The sequence below is a fragment of the Paenibacillus ferrarius genome, from assembly GCF_002027705.1.
In the GTDB taxonomy this organism is placed as follows: domain Bacteria; phylum Bacillota; class Bacilli; order Paenibacillales; family NBRC-103111; genus Paenibacillus_E; species Paenibacillus_E ferrarius.
Genome location: NZ_MBTG01000003.1, coordinates 217,335 through 236,701, shown reverse-complemented (window position 1 = coordinate 236,701; position 19,367 = coordinate 217,335). Strand labels below are relative to the sequence as shown.

The following is a 19,367-nucleotide window of genomic DNA, read 5'->3' as shown; positions in this document are numbered from 1 at the left end:
AATGAAAAATCGTTGATTTTCTTAGTAAAAATGAACTTCGAAAGCAGACGAATAAACTCATAGTAATATACTCCGACAGCAATTTCAAGTATCGATTTCCAATTTATGTGGGGATTTCCGCTACTAAACGACAAAAAACACTCAATCGAGTGTTTTTTGTTCATCATTTTACAAAATAATGGCAATTAATCCGCCTGAGCCCTCATTAATAATTCGTCCCAGAGTTTCTTGCAGTTTATAGCGCGCATTGTCCGGCATTTGGGCCAGCTTTCCTTGGATCCCTTCGCGAACGATCGAATGGAGCGACCTTCCGAAGATGTCGGACTCCCAGATTTTGAGCGGGTTATCCTCGAAATCTTGCATCAGATAGCGGACGAGCTCTTCGCTTTGCTTCTCCGTTCCGATGATCGGTGAGAACTCGGACTCGACATCTACCCGAATCATGTGAATGGACGGCGCTGTAGCCCTTAGACGCACACCAAACCTAGAGCCTTGACGGATCAGCTCCGGCTCATCCAGCGCCATCTCAGCCAGCGTCGGAGGCGCTATCCCGTATCCGGTCGTTTTGACCATTTCAAGAGCTTCTGCGAACTGATCATATTCTCGTTTCGCATGCGTGAAGTCCTGCATTAATTGGAGCAGATGATCTTTCCCGCGAATCTCGACACCAACCACCTCAACCAGGATGCGATCATAAAGCTCATCCGGCGCGAACAAGTCAATCTCAGCTACACCTTGCCCCATGTTAAGTCCGGCCAAAGCTGCCTTATCAATGAACTCATAATCGCCAAACTGGCTGACGACACGATCTACGTCACGCAAGCGTCTGATATCTTGAACGGTATCCCGGACTGAATTCTCAAATTGCGTACGCAACCAGTGATTCTCATCCAATACCATAACCCAGCTTGGCAAATTCACATTAACTTCATGAACAGGGAACTCGTAGAGCACTTCACGCAGGACGGAGACCATTTCTTCTTCCCCAGCGCTGGCGACGCTCATCGTTACAACTGGAACGTCATAACGGCTTTGCAGTTCGCTGCGCAGCTCAAGAGCCGGTTCGCTATTCGGTTTCTGCGAGTTGATAATGACAATGAAAGGTTTACCTACTTCTTTCAGCTCGTTAATCACTCGTTCTTCTGCCAACACATACGAAGATCTCGGAATATCCGATATCGTTCCGTCGGTTGTCACTACAACGCCGAGAGTAGAATGCTCTTGAATGACCTTCCGTGTCCCGATCTCAGCCGCTTCCTGAAACGGAATCGGTTCATCGAACCAAGGGGTGTTGATCATTCTAGGGCCGTTCTCGTCTTCATAGCCTTTGGCGCCATCGACTGCATAACCTACACAATCAACAAGTCGAACATTGACGTTCAACCCTTCGGCCACAGAAATTTGAACCGCCGTATTCGGTACGAATTTCGGCTCCGTTGTCATTATCGTGCGGCCAGCAGCGCTCTGCGGGAGTTCATCGGTAGCCCGGATCCTATCCGCTTCACTTTGAATGTTAGGCAGCACTACAGATTCCACAAAACGTTTGATAAAGGTTGATTTTCCTGTCCGGACTGCTCCGACTACCCCCAGGTAAATGTCCCCTCCCGTTCGTTCTGCAATGTCCTTAAAGATATCCACTTTCTCCAAGAGAATCCCTCCTACAGTTTGGTCGTCAACTGACTCATGTGACGGTAACAATTGACTACTCGTACATTCATTTGGACTAGTAAGAAATATATGTACTTTCGATAGAAATATGATAGATGCGTAGATCTTTTTTTTGCCGCTCATATTTTATGAAGCACATACGGCTTTCCTTATAGAACCATTACAAGGGAGCTTTAATCTTAGACCAAAGTCTCACCACATTGAAAAAATATATGATAGACAGCTAGCAGTTATTCTGAAAAAGCAAAAAAACCTCTTACAAGATTTCTGTAAGAGGTTGGGATTACGGGGCAATCTGCGGCATCGGCTGTTCCTTTTGCCATAGATATGCCGTACTTCGGATAGGAACGAATAGCGTTTTGGTCACAAGAATCTCGCGTAAATCCTGCTCAGGCTTAAGGCTGCCAGCCAGCGATCCGCTCTGAATGAGCTGCATAATATCCATGGCATAATCAATTGATACATCGCCCGTTTGTTTATTTACGATATAAGAAATGATGTTTTTGCGGTTATACACGGATTTGATATCAGGAGCTTTCATACCAAGATGATCAAAATCAACATATTCAAAAGCTTCATTGATAGCCACGCCCGCTGGCAAATTGCCATCGTGTTTGGCTTTATAGTCATTTATCTTTTTTTGAACGTCCTCTACACTCTGATAGGCAGATAAATCCATCAGCTTCACGGTCGGTTTAGTTTCCGCATCAACAAGCACATAGATGAAGATACCCCCGCTCTCGAAAGCATTGGCTGGTACGGTGCTAAGTAGATTTGTTTTTTTCAGCTTGGCAAAATCAATGACGTATTTCTCGTAAAGCGGTGTCGTCATCTCACTATTTTTAATGGGCAAAACACCGGTTTTCTCATGATAAAGATCAATCGCTTGCTGCACGACTGTTATGAATTCCGCTGGGTTAATCTGATTTTCTTTGCGCAATTCTTTGGGGTATGCACATCCGCTGAGGAGCAGTACCAGACATATCGTGAGCCCCAATAATCTGACTTGGAAGAGGCCGCGCCATATTTTCACTTATGATCATCCTATCTATTTTTCTAAAATAAATCGTCATCCTCATGTTGTCTTGCAAGCTGAGCCCGTATGGCTGCTTTTAGAGGGTCTTCAGGCACAGTTACCTGTACAGGTCCTATCACCTTCGCCTGACAAGCCAGCCGGTATCCCTCGTCAGCCTGTGAGCCAAGCTTCAACCGTTCATTGATGTTCATCGGTGCTAAGCCGCTGGAATCAGTCACTTTGACTTTGCACATGAGACATGCCGCTTTCGCGCCGCAGCGCGTACGAATATTCACTTTCGCTTTACGCCCTGCATCCAGCAAAGTTGTACCTGATCTGACCGTAACCTTCTTGTTGTCCGGCCAAAAATGCACTTCTGAAACATTCATCCTATTCACCTTCTTATCGCATTAACCTGTTAGCGAAGTGAGTCTTTCATTAATTGTTCCAATCTGTGTTGGAACTCCGTTCCCCAGCTATTTCTTTGCAGGAGGTCGTTTAATACCGGCATATGCAGCTCTGGATTCGCAAGCATCGTATCCCTAATAGCTTCATAGCGGTCAGGGCGGTTTCGCAGCATATTAAAAAGAAGCTCATGAGCCAGCGGCATCAACCTCACAATGTGACCCGTTATTTGTTCCTTTTGGCTGTGAGCTTCCCACAAATAAGAGGCTTCAACCTGATAGGCGGATTGCATCGCCTTCACTTTGAAATCTCCTACGAGCTCGACGGCATTGCCATCGATTTGGTAATGACTTAGAATCGACGCATAGATTGGCGTTTCATTATACATCGGTACATCTACCGAATAAGGCTGTAAGCAAGTATGTACAGCTGTGACGTCTTGATAATCCACATACAGATCCAGATCTCTTGGACTTCTTCCAATATCTACATGCTGTAATAGCAATCCGCAGCTTCCACCGATGAGCCATCGTACGTTAGGAGCTTGCAATAAGTGAGTCTGAATGGTCGTAATCGTTGGGAGTAACGGCTCTAGCAGGACCAAGATGCCCACACCTTTCAGGCAGAAATTTTAGAAATAAGGCTTATGCGTCACAGAAATCGTGCCGTCTTGTTTCACGACGCACTGGCAAGCTAAACGATACCCTTGCTCTAATTCCTCAGGCTCCAGTCGATCTTCTTCCTCCTCCGAAGGTACAGAAAGCAGGTCTCGACCCGAAGCTACATAACAACGGCATCTGGCGCATGTGCCCCGTGTGCACGAAAACCCCCAATCCACATCATCTTTGAGCGCATGGTCCAGAATGGTTAATCCGGTTACCGCCTCAACCGTTTTCTGTGTTTTGCGCGTTTTCAGTTCCAACATCGGTTATTCGCCTCCAGAAAGTTAAAACAATGATAGCAGCATATAAAGTAAAATCGGAATAAATAAAATGAAAGCAATGAAGGATAATACGACACGAAGTGCCCCTTGGGTTCGTGTTCTTGCATAAGAGATTAATAATGACGCAACAACCATGAGACCGATGGCCACAAAAGACGCCCACATTTTGTCTAAACTTGACATTGTTCATAACTCCTTATGTAGAAAACATTAAAATTGATCACCAGTAAGTATAGCATAGGATGAGAAAAAAAGCATAAAGGGCAGCAAGCTCCCCTTTATGCTCTTATTTTTTACCCATCATCATATTCATGAGCTGCTGCATATTATTCGTATCCAGCTTACTGCTTTTGACAGCCTGAACGATGTCATTGATCGTTTCTTCGGAAACCTTGACATTGACTAAACCGGAGACTTGCTTGATCAGTTGACGAAGCTGCGTCTCACTTTGCAATGTAGAAGGTTTCACACCGCTTGCCAATTTCTCAATATCTTTGGGTGTAACGGACTTCCCTGTTTTCTTCTTGACCACATTCAGGATGTCCTTCGACATATCTTTATTCGACAAATGTGCCGCCTCCCTATACCTCTTAATCGCAAAGCTTATAAGGTATAGTATGAATGCGGCAAGAATCTGGTGTAGGCTACTTGAATACTTTTGTTGTCGTCTCCACGGCAACCTCTTCGATCTCATGCGTCCGTACGCGGCCCATCAGATCCTGTGCAGCCAATTGCGGCGACTTCCCTTCAAAAAGAACATTGTGCAGCTCATGCGTAATAGGCATAACAACATCATATCGCTGTGCAAGCTCATAGGCTGCCTTCGTTGTCTTCACGCCTTCAACTACCATGCCCATCTCTTTGAGCACTTCATCGAGTGCAATGCCCTTCGCCAATTTGTTGCCTGCTCGCCAATTCCGACTATGCTGGCTCGTGCACGTAGCAATTAAGTCCCCGATACCTGCCAAACCAGCAAACGTCAATGGATTGGCTCCCATTGTCGCTCCTAACCGAGCGATTTCGGCTAAGCCTCTTGTCATTAGCGCAGCTTTGGCATTGTCACCAAAGCCAAGTCCGTCGGTGAGACCTGCTCCAAGCGCAATAATATTTTTGAGCGCCCCTCCAATTTCTACACCCGCTACATCCGGATTCGTATAGACGCGGAAATACGCATTGATCATTAAATCTTGTGCAGCTTCAGCAGCTTCCAAGTCTTCAGCCGCAACGACAACCGTAGTCGGACGCTTCTGAATAACTTCTTCGGCGTGACTTGGCCCCGATAAGACAACGAACCGTTTGGGATCATGCTCCGGAAGCTCGTCGGACAGCACTTCTGTCATCCGTTTGAGCGTGCCTGTCTCGAAGCCTTTGGTCGCATGAATAATCAGCGCGTCTTTCTTCAAGAAAGGACGTATTTGCGCAGCAACATCTCGCATGCCGGCTGAGGGAACGACCATGACAATGGCATCCGCATCCACAACAGCTTCCTGCAGCGAGTGCGTAGCTACAATTAGAGGTGATAACTCGACGTCTTGGAGAAACCGATGATTCGTATGTTTAGCATTAATTTCTTTCACTTGCTCCTCGTTGCGAGACCATAACAGGACTTGCTTCCCATTATCCGCCAGTACCGAGGCAAGCGCCGTTCCCCAACTTCCAGCCACAAGTACCGATACTTTGTTTGACAAGGCAATCCCTCCTAAGAGTTTTCAGGCTATGCTCTTTTTTGACCCAGCTTGTTCTCTTTACCTTGAATTAATTTCACAATATTCGTTCGATGCCGCATAAATGCAAAGGCACACAACAAAATACTAATCCAAAAAACAGGCATAGGTCGGTCCATCCCCCAAATAAGGAAAGGTAAAAGTGCCGTTAAAATCAGGGAACCGAGTGAGACGAAACGTGTAATGGCAATAATCACAATAGCTGTTAGACCGGCAATGAGCGTTGGGATGAAACAAAGTGTCGCCATAACACCAATCGTGGTTGCTATGCCTTTTCCACCTCGGAATCCAAAAAAAACAGGCCAATTGTGACCTACAATAGCCGCTAACCCACACAACACGCGAACCCAAATGTCATCCGGCCCAGGAGCTGCCCACATCCCCAAACAAACAGCGGCAACTCCTTTGAAGCCGTCAAGAAGCAGCACCAGAATCGCAGGACCTTTGCCCAGCACACGAAGCGTATTCGTGGCTCCTGCATTACCGCTGCCATGCTTGCGGATATCAATGCCTTTAAACCATTTCCCGAATAAATAACTAAAGCTTATGGAGCCTAATAAATAACCCACTACAATTGTTATTATGGAAAGTAAAAGCAAGCTACAACATCTCCTTATTCTTTGTCCGAAGACTTTCTGCGGCTTAAGATACGAATCGGCGTTCCTTCGAAACCAAAGGCAGCACGAATTTTGTTATCCAAGTACCGCTCGTATGAAAAGTGCATGAGCTCAGGCTCATTCACGAATAGTACAAAGACAGGAGGTTTAACGGCCACTTGCGTGACATAGTTGATGCGCAGACGTTTCCCTTTATCCGTTGGCGGCGGGTTGTATGCAACCGCATCTGAAACAACATCATTCAGCAAATGAGTCGCAACGCGCAGGGAGTGGTTTTCTGCCACTTGGATAACCACAGGCAGCAATTTATGCAATCGCTGTGTTGTTTTGGCCGAAACGAACACAATCGGAGCATAGCTCAGGAATAGGAAATGATCACGGATTGTTTGTGTAAAATGCTGCATCGTTTTGTCGTCTTTGTCTACGACATCCCATTTATTTACGACAATGACAATCGCTTTTCCTGCTTCATGTGCATAACCGGCGATATGCTTGTCCTGATCGATAATGCCTTCTTGGCCGTCAATGACAACAAGCACAACATCCGCACGTTCGATGGCCTTCATAGCACGCATTACACTGTATTTCTCTGTATTTTCATAAACCTTGCCTCTTTTGCGCATACCAGCTGTATCAATGATAACAAACTTCTGATCATCTCGCTCAAAAGGCGTATCAATGGCATCACGCGTTGTGCCTGCCACATCACTTACGATGACACGCTCTTCGCCAAGTATCGCATTCGTCATGGACGATTTGCCGACATTCGGACGTCCGATCAGCGCAAATTTAATAACTTCCTCGCCATATTCATCGTCTTTCTTATCCGGGAACAAATTACAAACCACTTCGAGCAAATCGCCGATTCCAATCCCATGGGAACCCGAAATCCCAACAGGATCTCCAAAGCCAAGAGAATAGAACTCATAGATATCATCTTGGCGTGCAAGATTATCTACTTTATTAACAGCCAGTACGATTGGTTTTTTGGAACGGAATAACAATTGAGCTACCTCTTCATCTGAAGGGGTAACGCCTGCTTTGGCATCTACCATGAAAACAATAACATCCGCTTCTTCAATCGCAAGCTCCGCTTGGATACGCACAGACTTAAGAATCGCATCTTCGCCATCGATTTCAATACCGCCTGTATCAATGACGCTGAATGACGTATTCAGCCATTCCCCAACCCCATATAAACGATCACGAGTAACACCAGGTTTATCTTCCACAATCGCAAGACGATCGCCTACGATTCGATTGAAAATAGTGGATTTGCCGACATTCGGTCGGCCAACAATTGCAAGAACAGGTCTAGCCACTTCTCATTCACTCCTTCGAATTCCATGATCAGCCACGGAAAAATACGCAACTTACATCATAACAAAAAAGACACGGCTTGGCTAATCTCATTTGAGATTCCGCTCCTAAGAGCGCAAGCCTACATCGACTTTCATGTATGCTTGACCAAGATCATCGTGCCATTTTTCAAATCGTGGGCGTTCGCATCCAATATTTTCTCAAGTGAAAATGACACTTTTTGCAGATCCTCTTCTTGATCTACCACGAAAATGGGGGCACCGCCAGCCACCTTGTCCTTCATTAACGTCACGATTGCCACAATTTGCGCCACCTTGCATCAATTCCCCTTCCCTTTGTTTACTCCGGCTTCAGAAGGCATGCGTACGGCGCTTTCCAGAACAGGGACCCGATGCAGAGCGGTGGTCGTCTTCTCTATATCCTTCTCTTGCGAGAGCAGGAAAACGCCAATAGTTCCCGTATTTATATCCAGCTTCGCCATCGGTCGTAAGGAAGGCTCGCCTTCATCGCGGTAAACGCCAAATAAAGTGGACATATCGTGGAGTATCGCCTGTCTTTGACCTAAATTCGCTAAGGTTACACGTGCATTCCGATTTTTGGGTTTAACATGAAAACCGAGGCCATGCTCAACAATTTTGTTTCGGCTATCCTTTAACCCGACATTCATGATGTAAATATTGCCGACAAATAAATCAGGTCCATCCATCCTGACCGCGACCGATTCAATATCAGCAATATTGCCCAACTTATTGCCTGACTTGAAATAATTAGCGATCCAAATTGAAATAAGACCTGCTGCTATTCCCCAATACCATGGAAACAAGATACTGAACAACGATGCCAAAAACGAGGTGAAAATGACGAGGTAATTCCGCCCCTCGAACACCATCGCTATGCCTTCAATATATGCCGCACCTCTAGGGACTAGTTCAAGTTCATCAATTTTGGTCAAGCTTTGCCTCTCCATATTGCGGACATCCCTGAACTGCTGGGCGGCTAAAGAAAGGAAGGTAACTGCCGTATAATTTTTGTCAAGCAAAGCTGGGACGGCCACTGCTCCTAATCCTGCCGCGATGACCCCCAAGGAAATATGAATAATTTTGCCATGAGGATAGGTAGGGTATTGCCGGTAATCCGTTCTGAGCATATTCAGCCGTGCGAGAATACCAAATATAACCCCTATCATAATACCAATCGTGTAGCGATGCGAGTAGAACCAGTCCATTTACTTACGCCATCCTCCTTTACGCTCCATCCAATTTCTTATCGCACTGCGGCATCCTTGATAAGCGGCTTGTACGACGATCGTCACTGTGCGCGCTGCAAAGACCGACAGCCACCATTGATCTTGAAACATTGCGTTCCCCAATTGATGATAGCCATTCACTGGGTGAATTCCCGCTTGGTACATATCACCAAGCAAATAACCAATGGATAAGGCAGCAATCTGATCACTGGCTTTGCGCTGCAAAATAACAACAACCATAGATAGCAGCAAAGCAATATCCCATTGCGAATTACGCACAATGAGGATAGGATCCATTTCGAGCAGCTGCTGCAATAAGAAATGTAAAGAACCAAGAAGCAAACCGATGGACAGCAAATGAAGCTTATGTATGAAACCTCGCGTTGCATAAAGAATTCCCAGACTGATCAGAAAAACTTCTACATAAACCAACTGCACATGGACATGGCGGACGGTTATTGCCAATCTGGATAAAACAAGCCATGAGACAAAAAAAAGAAGCATGCCTTTGTGCGATATACTTCTGACATACAGGTCTTTCCAACCGCTGGCAAACAAGATCATCGTGATACTTAGGAGAATAAGCGACAAATAACCGGAGTTCATAATCTAACCACCCTACAAGGCATAGGCTGCTCTGATGACATCTTGCTGTCACTGAACTGCCTGCGGATCGTCCAAGCTCCTGCTCCGTCTGGCGGAGAGAAGCTTGGTCTGATCCTTAGTATGGCAATATTCCGATTATTTACTCCGATTGGCTTTATCTTGCATATGAAGTTAAGTCGATCCCTCTGGCCCGGCACCACTCTGCCGTTTGGCCCGTAATGACTACCGGGCTGTTACCTAATGCTTGAATTGTACTTGTGCCAAGGGCTGTCATGATAAGTATAAGTCCATGATGAAGCTCGTCCGCAAATTGGTGCAGCGCATCCACGCCTTCGCTGCGCAGCACCTTCAGGAACGCGCCTGCCATTCCAACGGCTGATGCCCCTAAAGCTAACGCTTTGGCTGCCTCCAAAGCGTTCGTAATGCCGCCTGAGGCGATAACTGAGCCTCGCGCATACACAGACAACGCCTCCAGAAGCGAGATGCTGGTCGGTGTCCCCCAGTCGTTCAGCCAGTCCATCGCGGCCGGACGTCTGGCATTCTCAATCGCGGCGAAATTCGTACCGCCTGAGCCTCCGACATCGAGCACACGGACGCCGATATTGTGCAATTGTCTGGCATTGTCCTTCGAGATGCCGAAGCCTACTTCCTTCACAATGACCGGCACAGGCACCTGCCGGACAATGGCTTCAATACGCCCCAGCATCCCGACAAAGCTGCGATCTCCCTCCGGCATGATGAGCTCCTGCATCACATTCAAATGAATTTGAAGCGCATTCGCTTCAATCATATCGACGGCTCGAACAGCTTGTTCCACGGAAGCCTCGCTGCCCAAATTCGCAAACACGATGCCACTCGGATTCTCGCGACGTACGACTTGGTAGCTGGATGCTACCTCGCTGTTCTTTATCGCTGACATTTGGGAGCCGACAGCCATCGCCATCCCTTTCTCTCTTGCCATAATCGCTAGCTCGCGATTAATGTTCTCTGTTTCCTGAGCGCCGCCTGTCATGGCATTAATCAAAATCGGCGAACTCATAATGAGATCGCCGATTTGGGTAGTTAATGCAATATGATCCGTCGAAGTCTCAGGTAGACAGTTATGCACAAGCTTGATATCTGACAGCCCCTGCTGCCCAGATTGACCAAGCTCCAGCGCGTAATGGACATGTTCCATTTTGCGTGAGATGCGCATCCTTATGGTCCCCCTAAGAAGTATGGAATCACTCTATTATTTTTTGAATTTAGCTAATTTATCGCCAAAGCGCTCGCCAAGTGTCATGGAAAGTCCTTGATTGCTCAGGGATACATTCTCATTGCCAGCGATTTCTTTTTGGTGACTTGCGCTGTTACCGCGGTCACGATCGCCTCTTGGTTGTCTTTCTCTGTCTGGTTTGCCAGCAGCCGGAGCTGCTGCGCCAGCTGGAGCTTCCGGAGCATCTTCTGTTTCTTTGATGCTTAGGCTAACACGTTTCTCAGCTGTGTTGATTTCCAAGACTTTCACTTGAACTTCTTGGCCTTCTTTCAACACTTCATGCGGAGTGCCGATGTGACGGTGTGCAATTTGGGAAATGTGCACTAAACCTTCAACACCAGGAGCCACTTCAACGAATGCGCCGAAAGCTGCAAGACGTTTAACTGTACCTGTAACGATGTCGCCAGCTTTGAAATCACGCTCTACATTGGACCATGGGCCTTCTTGAGTCGCTTTGATGCTCAAGCTGATTTTATCATTGGAAGGATCAAGCTTAAGGATTTGCACCTTTACTTTGTCGCCTTCTTTGACTACGTCAGAAGCTTGTTCTACGTGGTGCCAAGCCAGTTCAGAAATATGAACCAAACCATCAATACCACCGATATCAATGAACGCGCCAAATTGCGTCAAACGTTGAACTGTACCGTCCAGTACTTGACCAACTTGAAGACCTTCGATGATTTTCTTTTTGTTCGCTTCGAACTCTTCATCCAATACATCTTTTTGGGAAAGGATGACTTTGTTTTTCTCGCGATCGATTTCTTTCACACGCAGACGCAAAGTGCGGCCTTTGTAAGAAGAGAAATCTTCAACGAATTGACGCTCAACCATGGAAGCTGGTACGAAACCGCGTACGCCGATATCCACAACAAGTCCGCCTTTAACAACTTCAGACACCGTTGCTTCAATAACTTCTTTGCTGTCTAATTGACCTTGCAATGTTTCCCATGCTTTTTCGTTATCGACTACACGTTTGGACAATACAAGAGTTTCTTTCGCGTCGTTGATTGAAACGACTTTAAGTTCAACCTCTTGACCCAATTGGACAGCTTGACCCGCATCATCCAAGCTTACGGAAGAAAGCTCTTTAACCGGGATAACACCATCGTATTTGTAACCGATATCCACGAAGGCTTGATCTGCGTCTACTTTAACGATTTTGCCTTTTACAGTAGCGCCTTTCTTAAGAACCGGCACATTGTTAAGTGCGTGTTCTGCTTCTGCTTGCGATACGGCTGTTTCTTGTGCTTCTTGAACTTCTTGGGTTTGATCTTCAACTTTTACTTCATCTGACATGGGATTACCCTCCTCTAATTACAACCAACAATAAATAATTTATAAGTCACAAAGCAGGATATTAGCTTCTACTCTGTTTCAAACAAAACAATAACTTCCATTCGCTTTAATGATAGTATAATTCCAAGCTTTCGATTCCATACATTGTTGCTAACCTTTGCTATAAGCGGTATGTAACCGGCGAATTTCCTTCATAATGGCTTCGGTTGCCAGCTCCAAGTCTTCCGAGCTTGCTCCCGCATATGCGCTGAGATCGAGCGGCTTTCCATACACGATCGTCATGCGTCGGAATAACGTATAAGTGCCAATAATCGCTACAGGAACAACAGCTGCTCCGGATTTAAGTGCAAGACTGGCTGCGCCCTTCTTGCCCATGCCGCCGGCGTTGTTGCGCGATCCCTCCGGGAATACGCCCAGCATGTTGCCGTCTCGAAGCAATTGCACGGCAAGTCGGATGGATTCTCTGCTAACGCCACCGCGTTTCACAGGAAAAGCGCCAACTTTTGCAATAACGGAACCAAGGACTGGGATATCAAAAAGCTCGGCTTTGGCCATAAAATGTACCATACGCTTGAGCGGAGTACCTAGTAATGGCGGATCCAGCAAGCTCGTGTGATTCCCGCAAAGCACAACGGCCCCATCTGCAGGCACATTCTCCGTGCCTATGGCACGCATACGGAAAAATACAGTGAACATGAAACGAAACAAGGCCCTGCCGATGCGATACAGCATCTTATTTGCCACCTCCGACTTTGTCTTTACAAAGCCCAAGTATTTCGTCTACAACTTCCTCAATGGTCATCGAGGTGCTGTCCATTAGCACAGCATCATGAGCACGCCTAAGCGGTGATATCTCTCGATCTTGATCCAATTGATCGCGTCTAGCGATGTCTTGCTCCAGTTCGGAAAGAGTCATGCTGCCTATGCCGCTGTTCTGCATTTCTTTGAAACGACGCTCGGCTCGTTCCTCCACGCTAGCTGTCAGAAAGACCTTGATCTCTGCATCCGGCATCACGTGTGTGCCAATATCCCGGCCATCCATAACAACACCCTTGGATATAGCCATTTGCTTCTGCAGTGTTACAAGAAGCTGACGTACAGCTCCATAGCTTGCAATTAAGGAAACATAGTCCGTAATGGCCGTTGTGCGAATTGCCTTGGTCACATCGACACCATCCACGATCACTTGCTGTCCTTCCTCGCGAGGAATAAGCTCAATCTGCATGCGATTCGCCATAGCAGCTACTTCATTTTCTTGTTCAGGTTGCAGCCCTTCATGCTGTACTTTCCATGTTACTGCTCGATACATGGCTCCTGTATCCACATAAACGAAACCAAGTGCTCCGGCGACTAACCGTGCAATGGTACTTTTACCGGCTCCAGCAGGACCATCTATGGCAATATTGAACTTTTCCAAGCTGCTGTTCCTCCCAACAATACTTTACAGTACCTTACGAACAAAAAAGCAGGCACTGCCTGCTAATTAATTCAAATTATATCACACTACTACGGCATATGCAAAACTTGGACCTCTGCAAGAGAGCGCTAGAGTGTCTTTAAGAGCGCTCTTCGTCGCCTGAATGAGGCATTATATAAGGCTTTCCCTCCAATGGCTCGACACGTGTAAAATGTTTGCGAATATACGGAATTTGCAGCAAAGCCTGCGCACAAATCAATAAAATGAAAAATACGAGCGTTGTCCGAATAATCACTTTCTCTACTTTGGCAGAGAAAAGGATAAACAGCTGCTCGTAGGATTTCTGTTCTTGTTCCGAAGACATGGGACGTCTCACCTGCTCGCATAGACATATTTTCTGCTAGTATGTCCATGCCTTGAGCTTCTCATGCCGATTATCTTTTGCGGAAATCCATCTGTCTCTCGAAGCAAAAACGAATTAATTTTTGACGCTCGCGATCGGCTATATCAACGAACTTAACCATCGCCAGCTGTTTGCCTGATTCGAGCTGCTTGACACGAACGATTTCACCACTGAATGGGATATGTTCAATATTGCCATTTTTGAATGGTGCAAGAATCCAGCAGGAAATCGCCGCATTCATCCCGATGGGAACTTGTCCATCACAGATAAATGAGATGCCTCCTCCGCTTACATCATCGGTAACACCGATAAACTGAATTTGGTCCGACAATTTCACCGCAATTTCAAGTTCAGCAAGCACCCGCAGAAAATTTCTGCGCTGAATTTGCGTAATGGATTCAAGCGTTGGTTTACGCAATTCGACTAGACGAATCACGTCTTCTCTGTACCCGACGACAGAAGTTGTGAAGTAATACTTCACGCCTCCATCCCCTAAGAAAAACGTGCTTAGCTCATCACCTTGATAGAGCTTCTTAAGTTTGCCTGTCTTCTCATTCAACGGAATTTCTATAACTAATTCATCTTCCGTAACATCAGCAATTCTGGATTTGTATTCAATTCTGGACTCTTCATCATCAATACTATTAATATTCATATGCAAAATCTGGTTGACCTTGGGAAGCAATTTCTGCACCTCCGTGAGATAATATGACATAATTATACCACGCCACTTTAATTATGATAGCAAAAAAAAAAGAAGCTGGGGAATAAACCAGCTTCTTTCTCGCTATTTCTTAGCCGCACCAGAGGCAGCCTCTGCTTGTTCAGGGCGGATCGTTTCAATTTTCTCCTGTACACCCAGATCAGCATTCATATAAACACGATAAATGTTATTGTTCATAGTACCGATGAACTCGTGGCACAGCACTTCTTCATCTAAGTCATTATTGATAATCGCCAAAGTCTCGCTGGTCACCTTCATATTGGGACTCAGCTGTTTGCGGGCTTCAGTCGCAGTAATCTTAGGCTGGCCCAAGCTTCGCTGCTTTTGTCCATAAATATAATCCGTAGCCTGCACACCCGTTACTTCCAGCGTATCCAAAGCAACCTTAACGCTTATTTGCTGCGGATAGATGGTCACATCCTTTTCGCGCTTGGCAAATATAATATTTGCAGTGTTCTGATATTGATCATAACTTACCGCACTCATATCTTTATATTCATGTTGATCTAGAAATTCGTTGGCAATATCGCGCGCTTGTCTAAGATCAAACTTCGAGGCTTGCACATTGCGCGGCTTCATAAAATAAATGAGATGCCCGCCTTTTTTGGTAAAATCCAGTTGGGTATCATTTTCACTGCCTTGAGAAGCCGGCAGGATGACACTAAAGCTTTGAAGTTCTGGCGCGCTGCCGCCATTCTCCACGACTTTCATAGCCGCTGTATCGCTTACTCCAAGGAATGTTGCTGCCTTCTGTTTAATTTCATCTGCTGTCATGTCATTGCCCGATAGCATTTTGACATTATTTTTGGACAGAATCGTTAAATTCCCTGGACCCCAATTTAATTCTTCATAAGCTCCAACTTTTTTATCAACGCTAGAGAAGCCGTCAATGATCGCATTATCACGCGTTTCCTTCTCGGAGGCCAAAGCCATTTCCACATCCATCCAACGCAGATTGTTTGCGATGACTTTATCCTGGACGCCGCGTATTTCCTTCGTAATTTCCGAAGAATGATCGTACAGTGCTGACAGCGTTTTGATTTCCTGTTCATTAAGCGGCTGCTTCGTCATATCCCGAACCGACATGCGATAGGAGAAATTGGCCATATTCGCCAAGAAATCCTCGGTCTTGTTAAACGGCAGCAAGGTTAATGGAAGCTGTGTAATATCGCTTTGAGCTTGGCTTGTCAACCGCCAAACATTGACCAATCCTTTACGATAAGATGGCTCCGACGTCGCATTAACGGCTAGCGTATTGCCGAGCTCCGTGTGGAGCTTGTCTACGTGGAAGGACAGATCATGAAATGCTCTCTGATATTGATTTTCTGCTTTAATCAAAATCGTATTCTTCTCCTGGTGCTCTAAGTACCCCCATACAGATGCGCCAATTACGGCTAGCAAAAGGAATGGAAACATAACAATACTTAATCTTTTATACACGCGACTGCTCCTTTCATTCCCAAACTTGCGCTTAGTTTTTACGTGGAAAGTCAGGTTTATGCAGAAATGACAACAAAAAGAGGCCTATTCGGAAAGAATGGCCCCTCGCTAATCTTCTGTTTCTATTTCAAAATCATGCTCATTGCTGCAAATACATTGCCGGAATCCCGTTTCGATCTTCCCTTTATCCCTTTTGCCTTTCAGCACAAACTTCTCGCCGCATTGTCGACAGCGGATCTTCACTTTCACTCGTGTTGTGGACATGTATACCCTCCCGGTCGTCCCTGGCTTCGTCCAGGAATGCCATCTATACCGTCCATTATGACCCAATTTAACTGACTTTAATCTTCTCCTCTGTCGTCACGACGCGAAGCGGAGAATGGGCATTCGCCCGGTCCACCCGCCAGATGGTCCGCATCCAGAGATAACCCATGACCGGAATCATAATCCAAATCCAGTTCGATTTGAAAACAAGCAAAATATAATCAAACAATCCATGCCAGAATATCGGCAATAGCAGAGAGATCCACAAATAGCGCGACGCCTTATGGGGAATGAATTTGGCTTTGCCTAAATAGTAGCCCATCATTACCCCAAACAGAGCATGCCCGGATACTGGAAGCAAGGCGCGAATCATAAGCGCAGAGAACGATGTAGCGTTCAGGAAAGCATAAATAATGTTCTCCAAAGTGGCAAAGCCCAAACTTACCGCAACCGCATAGACGATCCCGTCGTAAGGCTCGTCGAAATCTTTGTGCTTGAAAATAATGTGATAGATGACAAACCATTTTAGAAATTCTTCAATCCCGCCGGAAAGAAAAAAGGCAGTGATAAATGTACCTTCGCCGATTTCCTTGATAAAAGCGTTTTGAAGCGCCATCGTAGGATATACAAGCAAAAAGCCGAACACGAACATTCGAATGACCAAATGAATCGGTTCCGTCTCATAACGGTCCTTCAGATAAAAGTAAGCAAGCAGCGAGAGACCTGGCGCTACGGCTGCCAGAATAATCGGCAGAATTTGCAACTTACAGTCCCCCTTTTCAATGAATTATTCTGTAAATAGAGCACGATCATTATGAAAAATAAGTGGGATATTCCCTATCGTTCCGTTGCGATTCTTCGTCAGAACAAGCGAAATGGCCTGCTGCTGCTCGTCATCTGACTTCACAGGCTGCATAATCATCACCACGTCAGCAGATGCCTGCACGCTATCGGGAACATTATCTTGCCCGAGTTCAATAGCTGTCGCAGCGATGATGGGGCAATTCCATTCCCTTGACCATTGTTTAAGTGTGTAGGCAATAGCAGCCTGCTGCTGCTGCCAGGTTAACGGCGACTTCCCATTCGTTACCGGAATACGCTGCAAGTGATCAATGAAAATAACCGGCTCTTTGCCAACGTTAACGGCAATTCGTTCAATAGATGCTGCCACTTGATCAAGCGTAGTATCCATCGTACATTCCACCATCCAAAGCATCTTGCTTATTTTCGCGTACTGTTTATTCGCTTCAGCCACCTGCTCAGGTTCAACTTTCCCTCCAAGCACTTTCTGCGGCTCTATTCCTATAATACGTGCAATACTGCGGGACCACAACTCAAAATTCGTCATATCCCAGGATACAAAAACAACCGGCGTCCCGTCTGCAGCCAACTGATCCGCGATTTGTTTCAACAGCATGCTCTTGCCAACAGCGCCAACACCGGCAAGCAAATAAAGTCCATTCCCAAAGCCACCGAAGAGCTGCGTGTCCAACTTGGCAAAGCCTGTACGCAAATTAGCTACTTGGCCGCGGAATCGCTTCATATATTCTTCCAAATATACGGTACTATTCTTAATATCCGGCGCAACGGGGGCTAAGGTAGCTTCCTCAACAGACTGGCTGACCAGCGATAGAAAAGTCTCCGCCGGGTTCTGGGCTCTTACAAATAAATCGTTAATATCTCGAATCGTTTCGGGCAGACTAATAATGTAGGTTTCATTCCCATGTTCTCTCAAAAGGGCTTCTATTCGCGTGGATTCCCTGCGGCCGGATTCATCATTCCCCATGCAGATATAAACACGTTTGTCAGCAAAAAGGGCAAGGTGCTGTTCTTTGAATACCCCGAAGTCTGGCACACAAATAGCCGGCACTTTGACCTGATTCAATGTTAAGACATCAAATATGCCATTGCATAATACGACTTCATCCGATTCTTCCAAGGCCGAGTAATTAAACAGATATTGATCCACACCGTATAAAGCTTTATATTTAGGCTCCCTATTGTCAATAGAACGGCCAATGAGATCAACAATTTCTCCTTCATAATTACGAATCGGAACTATCACCCGATGCTCAAAGTAATCTCCGAGTTGATTCTGATCTACATAGAAGCCAATCTTACCGATTTCAAAGCCCATGCGATATTGCTGTGCGGTTTCCTCGGTGATGCCCCTTTTATGCAAATAAAAAAAAGCCTCTTCTCTCATCTGCTTCTGGTAATAGCCTAATAAACCATCCAAATCCACAGCAGCCAAAGTGGGCACCAATTGTTTGCGTTCTATGTTTGTCATGTAAGTTCCCCCATTGCTCTCTCTAAGTAGCTGCTCCAACTAAAAAAAGCACCAACAAAAACAGTTGTTTTTGAAGATGCTTGTTTCATTCTACAATAAAAAGCAAGAATGAAGGATTATTTGAAGTGTCGGCAAAGGACCTTCACAGCATCATCTGCGATAATGGTCTTCCCATACTCCTCCAGTACTGCTTGCGTAACCGAAGCTGCTTCTCCGAATTCAGACAAGAATGCGATTAACGCTTGGTACTTCGTATCTTCGAGATCTACAGGCTCAAGCTGCAAAATATATTTCCCTTTGTAAGAATACAGGGTACCGCCTTCCATCAGAAGGGGATTAATTACTTTGGATACACGCAACAGATCTTCAAAATCTCGGAATGAGTAGGAGATCAGATCGCTTTGTTCAAGCGTTACTTCCATTTCATACACTTCTTCAGCTTCTTGATCATCATACGCGTCTGAATTCGCATATAAATCAAGTTTTCCTCTGGTTACAATTACAACCATGCCTTGCGCCGGAAGTGCAAATACTTCGACAGCAAGTGGGCCGGACGGGTCAAATCCGAGCTCGGAATAGGCTTGATCCATCATTTCACTGAATAATTCGTGTACTTTGGGGATTTCTCTCCACATATCGTCCTTTTGAATTCCGCGTTCAGTTAAGTCATCGAATGTTAGGAAAATCCGTATCTTATCCTGACTTAAGCGTTCTATTTTCATGATAGGATCCTC

At 45.8% G+C, this 19,367-nt stretch carries 24 protein-coding genes; all 24 read right to left on the bottom strand.

What is annotated here, in order from left to right:
- Positions 1-168 precede the first annotated feature (168 nt).
- A complete protein-coding gene (gene spoIVA / locus BC351_RS05230) occupies positions 169-1,647 on the bottom strand; it encodes a stage IV sporulation protein A (protein ID WP_079409654.1) in 1,479 nt (492 codons plus the stop codon).
- A 304-nt stretch (positions 1,648-1,951) separates the two neighbouring features.
- Positions 1,952-2,701: a hypothetical protein gene (locus BC351_RS05225; RefSeq protein WP_244208888.1), complete on the bottom strand. Its 750-nt coding sequence runs from the start codon at positions 2,699-2,701 to the stop codon at positions 1,952-1,954.
- A gap of 23 nt (positions 2,702-2,724) precedes the next feature.
- Positions 2,725-3,072: a 2Fe-2S iron-sulfur cluster-binding protein gene (locus BC351_RS05220; RefSeq protein ID WP_079409653.1), complete on the bottom strand. Its 348-nt coding sequence runs from the start codon at positions 3,070-3,072 to the stop codon at positions 2,725-2,727.
- Between the two features lie 29 nt (positions 3,073-3,101).
- The gene (locus BC351_RS05215) at positions 3,102-3,692 is read right to left on the bottom strand and encodes a nucleotidyltransferase domain-containing protein (protein WP_079409652.1); all 591 of its coding nucleotides are present in this window, start codon (positions 3,690-3,692) and stop codon (positions 3,102-3,104) included.
- Positions 3,693-3,719: 27 nt separating this feature from the next.
- On the bottom strand, positions 3,720-4,013 hold the full coding sequence (locus BC351_RS05210; protein WP_079409651.1) for a 2Fe-2S iron-sulfur cluster-binding protein: 294 nt from the start codon (positions 4,011-4,013) through the stop codon (positions 3,720-3,722).
- A 21-nt stretch (positions 4,014-4,034) separates the two neighbouring features.
- Positions 4,035-4,214, bottom strand: a complete 180-nt coding sequence (locus BC351_RS05205; RefSeq protein ID WP_079409650.1) for a DUF2768 family protein — start codon at positions 4,212-4,214, stop codon at positions 4,035-4,037.
- Positions 4,215-4,317: 103 nt separating this feature from the next.
- Entirely contained in the window at positions 4,318-4,584 is a 267-nt protein-coding gene (locus tag BC351_RS05200) for a stage VI sporulation protein F (protein WP_079409700.1), read from the bottom strand.
- 91 nt (positions 4,585-4,675) lie between these two features.
- A complete protein-coding gene (locus tag BC351_RS05195) occupies positions 4,676-5,719 on the bottom strand; it encodes an NAD(P)H-dependent glycerol-3-phosphate dehydrogenase (RefSeq protein ID WP_079409649.1) in 1,044 nt (347 codons plus the stop codon).
- Between the two features lie 26 nt (positions 5,720-5,745).
- The gene (gene plsY, locus BC351_RS05190) at positions 5,746-6,354 is read right to left on the bottom strand and encodes a glycerol-3-phosphate 1-O-acyltransferase PlsY (protein ID WP_244208887.1); all 609 of its coding nucleotides are present in this window, start codon (positions 6,352-6,354) and stop codon (positions 5,746-5,748) included.
- A 14-nt stretch (positions 6,355-6,368) separates the two neighbouring features.
- Positions 6,369-7,694 carry a ribosome biogenesis GTPase Der gene (der, locus tag BC351_RS05185; RefSeq protein ID WP_079409648.1) on the bottom strand — a complete coding sequence of 442 codons (1,326 nt, stop codon included), beginning with the start codon at positions 7,692-7,694 and terminating at the stop codon, positions 6,369-6,371.
- A gap of 131 nt (positions 7,695-7,825) precedes the next feature.
- Entirely contained in the window at positions 7,826-7,993 is a 168-nt protein-coding gene (locus BC351_RS42060) for a capping complex subunit for YIEGIA (RefSeq protein WP_158081983.1), read from the bottom strand.
- 18 nt (positions 7,994-8,011) lie between these two features.
- Positions 8,012-8,917: a YIEGIA family protein gene (locus BC351_RS05175; protein WP_079409646.1), complete on the bottom strand. Its 906-nt coding sequence runs from the start codon at positions 8,915-8,917 to the stop codon at positions 8,012-8,014.
- Complete coding sequence (locus BC351_RS05170) at positions 8,918-9,544, bottom strand: YphA family membrane protein (RefSeq protein ID WP_079409645.1); 627 nt, start codon at positions 9,542-9,544, stop codon at positions 8,918-8,920.
- 154 nt (positions 9,545-9,698) lie between these two features.
- Positions 9,699-10,739 (bottom strand): type 2 isopentenyl-diphosphate Delta-isomerase, encoded by a 1,041-nt coding sequence (gene fni / locus BC351_RS05165; RefSeq protein WP_079409644.1) that lies wholly within the window; start codon positions 10,737-10,739, stop codon positions 9,699-9,701.
- 36 nt (positions 10,740-10,775) lie between these two features.
- Positions 10,776-12,095, bottom strand: a complete 1,320-nt coding sequence (rpsA, locus tag BC351_RS05160; protein WP_079409643.1) for a 30S ribosomal protein S1 — start codon at positions 12,093-12,095, stop codon at positions 10,776-10,778.
- Between the two features lie 150 nt (positions 12,096-12,245).
- Positions 12,246-12,827: a lysophospholipid acyltransferase family protein gene (locus tag BC351_RS05155; RefSeq protein ID WP_079409642.1), complete on the bottom strand. Its 582-nt coding sequence runs from the start codon at positions 12,825-12,827 to the stop codon at positions 12,246-12,248.
- Position 12,828: 1 nt separating this feature from the next.
- On the bottom strand, positions 12,829-13,512 hold the full coding sequence (cmk, locus tag BC351_RS05150; RefSeq protein WP_079409641.1) for a (d)CMP kinase: 684 nt from the start codon (positions 13,510-13,512) through the stop codon (positions 12,829-12,831).
- Positions 13,513-13,651: 139 nt separating this feature from the next.
- Positions 13,652-13,876: a hypothetical protein gene (locus tag BC351_RS05145; protein ID WP_079409640.1), complete on the bottom strand. Its 225-nt coding sequence runs from the start codon at positions 13,874-13,876 to the stop codon at positions 13,652-13,654.
- A 70-nt stretch (positions 13,877-13,946) separates the two neighbouring features.
- Positions 13,947-14,630: a flagellar brake protein gene (locus BC351_RS05140; RefSeq protein ID WP_079409639.1), complete on the bottom strand. Its 684-nt coding sequence runs from the start codon at positions 14,628-14,630 to the stop codon at positions 13,947-13,949.
- A 72-nt stretch (positions 14,631-14,702) separates the two neighbouring features.
- A complete protein-coding gene (ypeB, locus tag BC351_RS05135; RefSeq protein ID WP_079409638.1) occupies positions 14,703-16,079 on the bottom strand; it encodes a germination protein YpeB in 1,377 nt (458 codons plus the stop codon).
- 108 nt (positions 16,080-16,187) lie between these two features.
- Entirely contained in the window at positions 16,188-16,343 is a 156-nt protein-coding gene (locus tag BC351_RS42665; protein WP_167388004.1) for a hypothetical protein, read from the bottom strand.
- A 67-nt stretch (positions 16,344-16,410) separates the two neighbouring features.
- Positions 16,411-17,106: a glutamic-type intramembrane protease PrsW gene (prsW, locus tag BC351_RS05130; RefSeq protein ID WP_079409637.1), complete on the bottom strand. Its 696-nt coding sequence runs from the start codon at positions 17,104-17,106 to the stop codon at positions 16,411-16,413.
- 24 nt (positions 17,107-17,130) lie between these two features.
- Positions 17,131-18,633 (bottom strand): DnaB-like helicase C-terminal domain-containing protein, encoded by a 1,503-nt coding sequence (locus BC351_RS05125; RefSeq protein WP_079409636.1) that lies wholly within the window; start codon positions 18,631-18,633, stop codon positions 17,131-17,133.
- 116 nt (positions 18,634-18,749) lie between these two features.
- The gene (locus BC351_RS05120; RefSeq protein ID WP_079409635.1) at positions 18,750-19,355 is read right to left on the bottom strand and encodes a genetic competence negative regulator; all 606 of its coding nucleotides are present in this window, start codon (positions 19,353-19,355) and stop codon (positions 18,750-18,752) included.
- Positions 19,356-19,367: the final 12 nt, after the last annotated feature.